4 protein-coding genes and 2 pseudogenes are annotated in these 6,366 nt (G+C 64.4%); 3 read left to right on the top strand and 3 right to left on the bottom strand.

The window, feature by feature from the left end; genetic code table 11:
- Positions 1 to 178: 178 nt before the first annotated feature.
- The gene (locus AHiyo1_RS12475; RefSeq protein WP_059388776.1) at positions 179 to 1,366 is read left to right on the top strand and encodes a 4-hydroxybenzoate 3-monooxygenase; all 1,188 of its coding nucleotides are present in this window, start codon (positions 179 to 181) and stop codon (positions 1,364 to 1,366) included.
- A gap of 18 nt (positions 1,367 to 1,384) precedes the next feature.
- On the opposite strand, the gene AHiyo1_RS12470 is transcribed toward AHiyo1_RS12475, so the two are convergent.
- From AHiyo1_RS12470 to AHiyo1_RS12460, 3 genes are all read right to left on the bottom strand, one after another.
- Complete coding sequence (locus tag AHiyo1_RS12470; protein WP_253257308.1) at positions 1,385 to 2,167, bottom strand: aldose 1-epimerase family protein; 783 nt, start codon at positions 2,165 to 2,167, stop codon at positions 1,385 to 1,387.
- A 152-nt stretch (positions 2,168 to 2,319) separates the two neighbouring features.
- Positions 2,320 to 3,567 carry an ROK family protein gene (locus AHiyo1_RS12465; protein ID WP_253257307.1) on the bottom strand — a complete coding sequence of 416 codons (1,248 nt, stop codon included), beginning with the start codon at positions 3,565 to 3,567 and terminating at the stop codon, positions 2,320 to 2,322.
- Complete coding sequence (locus AHiyo1_RS12460) at positions 3,557 to 4,822, bottom strand: FAD-binding protein (protein ID WP_253257306.1); 1,266 nt, start codon at positions 4,820 to 4,822, stop codon at positions 3,557 to 3,559. Before AHiyo1_RS12460 ends, AHiyo1_RS12465 begins: the two co-directional genes overlap by 11 nt.
- Before the next feature lie 205 nt (positions 4,823 to 5,027).
- Here AHiyo1_RS12460 and xylA point away from each other — a divergent pair.
- Together xylA and AHiyo1_RS26720 are read left to right on the top strand one after the other, a co-directional pair.
- Positions 5,028 to 6,215 (top strand): annotated as a pseudogene (xylA, locus tag AHiyo1_RS12455) (xylose isomerase).
- 4 nt (positions 6,216 to 6,219) lie between these two features.
- Positions 6,220 to 6,366 (top strand): annotated as a pseudogene (locus AHiyo1_RS26720) (xylulose kinase); the annotation flags it as partial.

Genomic DNA, 6,366 nt, shown 5'->3' with positions numbered 1-6,366 from the left:
TGCCGGCGCTGCAGACGGCGGCGCGCGGAATCGGGCGCCAGCTCGGGGAGCAGCGGAACACTTAAGGGTTTTCCGTTGAACGGAATTCGTCTAACGCCGACGATGCGGCGGGGGTCACACTGATCAGCAGAACCACCGCGGCCCTTAGGCGCGGTTCCGCAATGAAGCGAGGAACACCATGGCACGCAAGATCATCACCACCCAAGTGGCCATCATGGGCGCCGGCCCGGCCGGCCTCATGCTTTCCCACCTGCTGGCAAAATCGGGGATCGAGTCCACCGTCATCGAGGTCCGCAGCCATCAGGAGATCGCCGAAACGGTCCGTGCGGGCATCCTGGAACACGGCTCCGTGAACCTGCTCGTGGACAGCGGGGTTTCGGACCGCGTGCTGCGCGACGGCGACAGGCACGACGGGATCGAACTGCGCTTCAACGGCGAAAGCCACCGGATCGACTTCAAGGGGCTCGTGGGGGAATCAGTCTGGCTGTACCCGCAGACGGACGTTTTCCTCGACCTTGCAGCACGGCGCAAGGACGACGGCGGCGACGTCCGGTACAGCGTCACGGACACCACCGTCCATGACCTCGAAGGCAGGCCGAAAGTCTGGTTCACCGACGCCGAGGGCCAGGAATTCGAGATCCAGGCGGACTTCCTGGTGGGTGCCGATGGTTCCCGAAGCCACTGCCGCTTCCAGATCCCGGAGGCGAACCGCAAGTGGTACTTCCACGAATACCCCTTCGCCTGGTTCGGCATCCTCGCCCAGGCCCCGCGCAGCTCGGACGAACTGATCTACGCCAACTCCGCGAACGGCTTCGCCCTGATCAGCCAGCGCACGGAGACTGTGCAGCGCATGTACTTCCAGTGCGATCCCAAGGAAAACGTGGCGGATTGGGACGATGAGCGCATCTGGTCCGAATTCCGCAAACGCGTCAACGGGAACGGCTTTGAGCTCAAGGAAGGGCCGGTCCTGGAGAAGATGGTCCTGCCGTTCCGCAGCTTCGTCCACACTCCCATGCGCCACGGGAACCTGTTCCTGGCCGGCGACGCCGCCCACACCGTCCCCCCGACCGGTGCCAAGGGCCTCAATTTGGCACTGCACGACGTCAAAGTGCTCTTCGAAGGCCTGGAGTCCTTCTACTCGAACGGTTCCAACGGCCTGCTCGAGTCCTACAGCGACCGCGCCCTGGAACGCGTCTGGAAAGCCCAGCACTTCTCCTACTGGATGACGTCCATGCTGCACACCGCTCCTGGATCGGACGACTTCGGACGCGCGCGCCAGCTCGGCGAGCTCCACTCCGTGGTCTCGTCCCGGCACGCCCGTGCCTACCTTGCGGAGTCGTACACGGGGTGGCCGACGGGGAAGTAGCCGGCGACGCGCGGCTGGCTACTCGCGCGTCGTCACGTACCGGATGCCCCAGCTGGGCTCCCAGGCCTCCCCGGGTTCCAGCCAGCGCAGGCCTTCGCCACTGTTGAAGGCATCGGCGGGCGCAGTCATCGGTTCAACTGCGACGGCGGTCACCATACCGCCGTCGGTGGCGAAGTCCGTGGTGGTGAAGGCCTGGACGTAGCCGAAGGAGGCATCCATGAACATTTGGACTTGGCTGCCGTCGGGCGCTTCGAGGTAGTGCACCGAGCTTCCGTCGTCCTCGCGGTGGACATCGCTCCAGGCGTCGTCGAGGTCAACTGAACCAACCAGCTGGCCTGTGCGAAAGTCGTTCGTGGTTCCGGCGACGTCCGTGGTGATTCCGCTGGGGTTCAGGCGTTCGTCCACCTCGATGTGGGTAGCGGCGTTGATATAGAGCGTGAGTTCGTCCGTCGGCACGCTGCCCAGCCGGAGGAAAGGATGGGCGCCGAGCGCGACGGGCGCGGACCGGTGGCCCGTGTTTTCCAGGCGGTGGGTGACAAGCAGCCCGTCCTCCACGAGTTGATAACGGACCGACGTCGACAGCTCGAAGGGGTACCCAGCTTGCGGCGAGATGCCGGCGTCGAGCGTAATGCTGTCAGCGGTCCGGGCACTGACCCCGTACGGAGTGTGCGTCAGCAATCCATGCAAAGCATTGCCGTTGTCCGGTTCGGTGATGTCGAGTTGTTGGGTGACGCCGTCGTCGCTCCATGTGCCGCCAGCCACCCGGTTGGGCCACGGGACCAGGACCCAGCCGCGCACCATGGCGGTTGGGCATCGGCGGGATAGTCCTGGACCAGGGCCACGCCGTCGACGTCGAGCTCCCGCAGGCTGGCGGCGATTTCCGTGACGACGCGCGCTGGATGCGGCCGCCGATGCTGGCCGTGAGTTCGAAATGTTCGCCCATGGGCGAATTGTCAGTAGACATAGTCGACCTTACTAAGAGGAAGCGCAGCTAAGGCGCCGGCCGGATCCGCGAGGAACTGTGCGAAGGCCAGTTCCGCGGCTCCGATCATCATGAGATCCGAGCCGAGGGCGGCCCGGTAGATCTTTACCTGGCCAGCCGGTCCGTCCATCGCCTGGGATCGCAGCGAGCTGTCCAATGTCCCGGGAGACAGGGCGTGCAAGACGCCGAGGAAGCCATCCAGGACGATCGCTTCAGGGTTGAAAATGTTCACCGCATTCCGCAAGGCGATGCCAAGATACTCAAGCTGGCGTGCCACTTCGGCGCCCACCGCTTCGCTGCTGTTCCGGCGAAGCGCTTGCTCGAGTTCACCCGCATCCCCACCGCCGATCCCGGCCAGTTCAAAAAGCGAGGACTGCGAGACTTCGGTCTCGAGGCAGCCTGCGGCCCCGCAATGGCAAGGTTTGCCGGTCGAGCGGACAAAGGTATGTCCAAGTTCCCCGGCGTAGCCGGATGTCCCGCGAAGCAATTCCCCGTCAGCGATGATTCCGCCGCCGATGCCGCTGGCGCCACCGTTGAGGAAGATCAGGTTCCTTTGGCCCGCGCCGGCGCCGAAAAGGAGTTCACCCTCGGCGCCGAGCGATGCGTCGTTGGCCGCGTGGCAGGGGTATCCGGTAGCTTCGCCGAGCATTCGGGCTATGGGTTCATCGCGCCAGCCCAGATGCGGGGCGTGCCGGACCACGCCGTCGCCGCGGTTGACGAGTCCGGGCACTGCGATGCCCACGCCCATGACCTGGTACGACGTGTCGAGCTCCGACCGCATTCCCTCGATGACGGCCGCCGCGATGTTCACGGCTTCTTTGGCCGTCGGGATCCGCTCGGTGTCGAAACGGATCTTCTTCTGGACCTTCCCCCCGAGGCCCACAAGACCGATGGTGACAGCATCGATCTCCGGGTTGACCGCAAGGGCAGCTATGGACGGCCGGGGATGGACGATCGGGCTGGGCCTGCCCACCTGCGCTTCGCCGGAGGGCGCCGTCTCATACACCACTTCCAAGTTCACGAGTTGCCCTATCAACGCCCCTACCGTGGACCGGTTCAGGCCTGTCCGCTTGGTCAGCTGGGCACGACTGAGTACACCGTTGTGGTGGACAAGGGAGGTCAGCAGCGCCAGGTTGTTTCGCCGTGACGGATCGGGCTCGCTGGCGGTGACGGGATTTCGGGTGGGGGAGGGCATCATCGCGACAATATCAGCTCCCAAACACCGTTCGGTCCAGGAAGCCGTTGCGGAGCTTTCCGGACGGATCGAGGCGTTCAGCCAGGGCGATGAAGTCGTTGAAGCGAGGGTACAAGGGCGCGACGGCGGCAGCACCGGCGTCGAACAGCTTGCCCCAGTGCGGCCTCGCCGCGAACGGAGCCAGTTCCGCCTCAAGCAGCGGCAGGATGGCTTCGACGGCCGGCTGGTCCTGGCGCCACGTGAAGTGCAAGCCGATGCCGTCGCGGCCGTAGTTGGCGCTCAGCCAGAGCTGGTCGGCGGCCACCGTGCGGATTTCGCCAACCAGCAGCAGGGGAGTCACGACGTCGGAGAGCCGGCGCATGGTGCGGAGGGCGTCCACGGCGTGTTCACGGGGGATGAGGTACTCGCTCTGCAACTCGTCGCCTTGGCTCGGTGTGAATTCCATCCTGAAATGGGCCAGCCGGTCGGACCACGGCCCGGCCATGCCGAGCTGCTGCGTGCAGTTGCTGCCCGACACGCCGGGAAGGGGGTGCCGGGCTTCTGTTGCCGGGGTGCCGCCGAAGAAATCCGACGTTTCCGGGTCCGCATCGCCGCCGCGCCTCTTGAGCCACGCCTGGCCCACGGTGTCTCCGCTCCAATCGGTGAACAGGCTGACGCTATACGCGGAGGAGGTTATCTGGTCGAAGTTTTCCAGGACGAGGTCCCAGTTGAGGTTTTCGAACACGCTCTGGGCGACGTCGAAGGTTGGCTGGATGTCCAGGGTCAATTTGGTGACGATGCCGAGTGCGCCGAGTCCCACCACCATTCCGTCGAAATCCTCGTCGCCGCGGCGCACGCTGAGAATGCCGCCGTCCGCCGTGACCAGTTCAAGGCCCGCGACGGCGCTGGCAAGGTTGCCGTTGGCATCACCGGAGCCGTGCGTGGCGGTGGAGACAGCTCCTGCCACCGAAATGTGGGGGAGTGAGGCGAGGTTGTGAAGGGCGAAGCCTTGGCGCTGGAGTTCTGCCGCCAGGGTCCCGTACCGCGTGCCACCGCTCACGGTGACGGTCATGTTCGCCGCATCCACACTGATGCCCGGATCCAGCTGGTCCAGCACCACGAGGGTACCGGCCGTGTCCGCAATGGAGTTGAAGGAATGCCTCGTGCCAAGCGCACGAACCTTCTGCCCGCCTGCCACGAGACCTTGCAGTTCCTCCACGCTGGCGGGATGCGCGAGTTGCGGTGCCTGGTAGCTGTAGTTTCCTGCCCAGTTGCGTTCCGCCACCAGCTGATCAGTCACGGTTGAATCCTTCGTTCGAGGGCTCGACGGCCTTATTTGATGTCCACAACAACATAACCGCTGGATGGCCCATGCGCCAGGTCTTTTCCTGACTTTTCCTTGAGGGGATGAAAAAAACTTTGTTGGCTTCACGTGGTTGACATCACAGGAATTCATAATATGTTGGATAGCGAAACAAACCCCTTTCGACTACCCGGAGCACTCAATGACGATTCAGCCCACCCGTGAAGACAAGTTCTCGTTCGGTCTTTGGACCGTCGGTTGGGAGGCGCAGGACCAGTTCGGTTCGGCCACCCGCCCTCCCCTGGACACCGTGGAAGCCGTCAACCGACTCAGCGACCTTGGCGCCTACGGCATCACTTTCCACGACAACGACCTGTTCCCCTTCGGCTGCTCGGCTGCCGATCGCCAACGCGAAATCGACCGCTTGCAGGGTGCGCTCAAAGCCACGGGATGATCGTTCCCATGGTCACCACCAACCTGTTCAGCCACCCCGTCTTCAAGGACGGCGGTTTCACGAGCAACGATCGCGGCGTCCGCCGCTTTGCCCTGCGCAAGGTGCTGGACAACATCGATCTCGCCGCAGAACTCGGCGCCGAAACGTTCGTCATGTGGGGCGGCCGTGAAGGCAGCGAATACGACGCCGCCAAGGACATCCGTGGCGCGCTCGAGCGTTACCGCGAGGCCGTGAACCTGTTGGGCGACTACGTCACGGACAAGGGGTACAACATCCGCTTCGCGATTGAACCGAAGCCGAACGAACCCCGCGGCGACATCCTGCTCCCCACCCTGGGCCACGCCCTAGCCTTCATCGAAACCCTGGAACGCCCGGAGCTCGTGGGCATCAACCCCGAGACCGGCCACGAGCAGATGGCGGGCCTGAACTTCACGCACGGCATCGCCCAGGCCCTGTACCAGGGCAAGCTCTTCCACATCGACCTCAACGGCCAGCGCAGCATCAAGTTCGACCAGGACCTGGTGTTCGGCCACGGTGACCTGCAGAACGCTTTCTCCTTGGTGGACTTGCTCGAAAACGGCGGTCCCGACGGCGGCCCCGCCTACAACGGTCCGCGCCACTTCGACTACAAGCCCAGCCGCACCGAGGACATCGACGGCGTGTGGGACTCTGCGGCCGCGAACATGCAGACCTACCTGCTGCTCAAGGAGCGCGCCAAGGCATTCCGCGCCGACCCCGAGGTCCAGGAGGCCCTCCAGGCGTCCCGCGTGGCAGAAATCAACGAACCTACTGAACCCGGGCGAAGGTTACGAGCAGTTGCGTGCGGACAAGTCCGCTTACGAGGACTTCGACGCCGATGCCTACTTCGGCGGCAAGGGCTTTGGGTTCGTGAAGCTCCAGCAGCTCTTCATCGAGCACCTCCTCGGAGCGCGCTGACCTCATGACACTGGTTGCCGGGGTTGATTCCTCTACCCAAAGCTGCAAAGTGGTGGTCTTGGACGCGGAAAGCGGTGCGCTCGTGCGTGCGGGCCGCGCGAGCCACCCGGAGGGAACGGAAGTCCATCCGGACGAGTGGTGGCGGGCGCTG

It is taken from the genome of Arthrobacter sp. Hiyo1 (genome assembly GCF_001263615.2).
Classification (GTDB): domain Bacteria; phylum Actinomycetota; class Actinomycetes; order Actinomycetales; family Micrococcaceae; genus Arthrobacter.
The sequence above is the reverse complement of the archived record's forward strand: the minus strand, read 5'-3'. Positions and strand labels throughout refer to the sequence as shown.

Bases quoted from the DNA above. Each gene is read 5' to 3' on its own strand.
- AHiyo1_RS12475 (WP_059388776.1), top strand. From the start codon at position 179: ATGGCACGCAAGATCATCACCACCCAAGTGGCCATCATGGGCGCCGGC.
- AHiyo1_RS12470 (WP_253257308.1), bottom strand. From the start codon at position 2,167: ATGGTGCGCGGCTGGGTCCTGGTCCCGTGGCCCAACCGGGTGGCTGGC.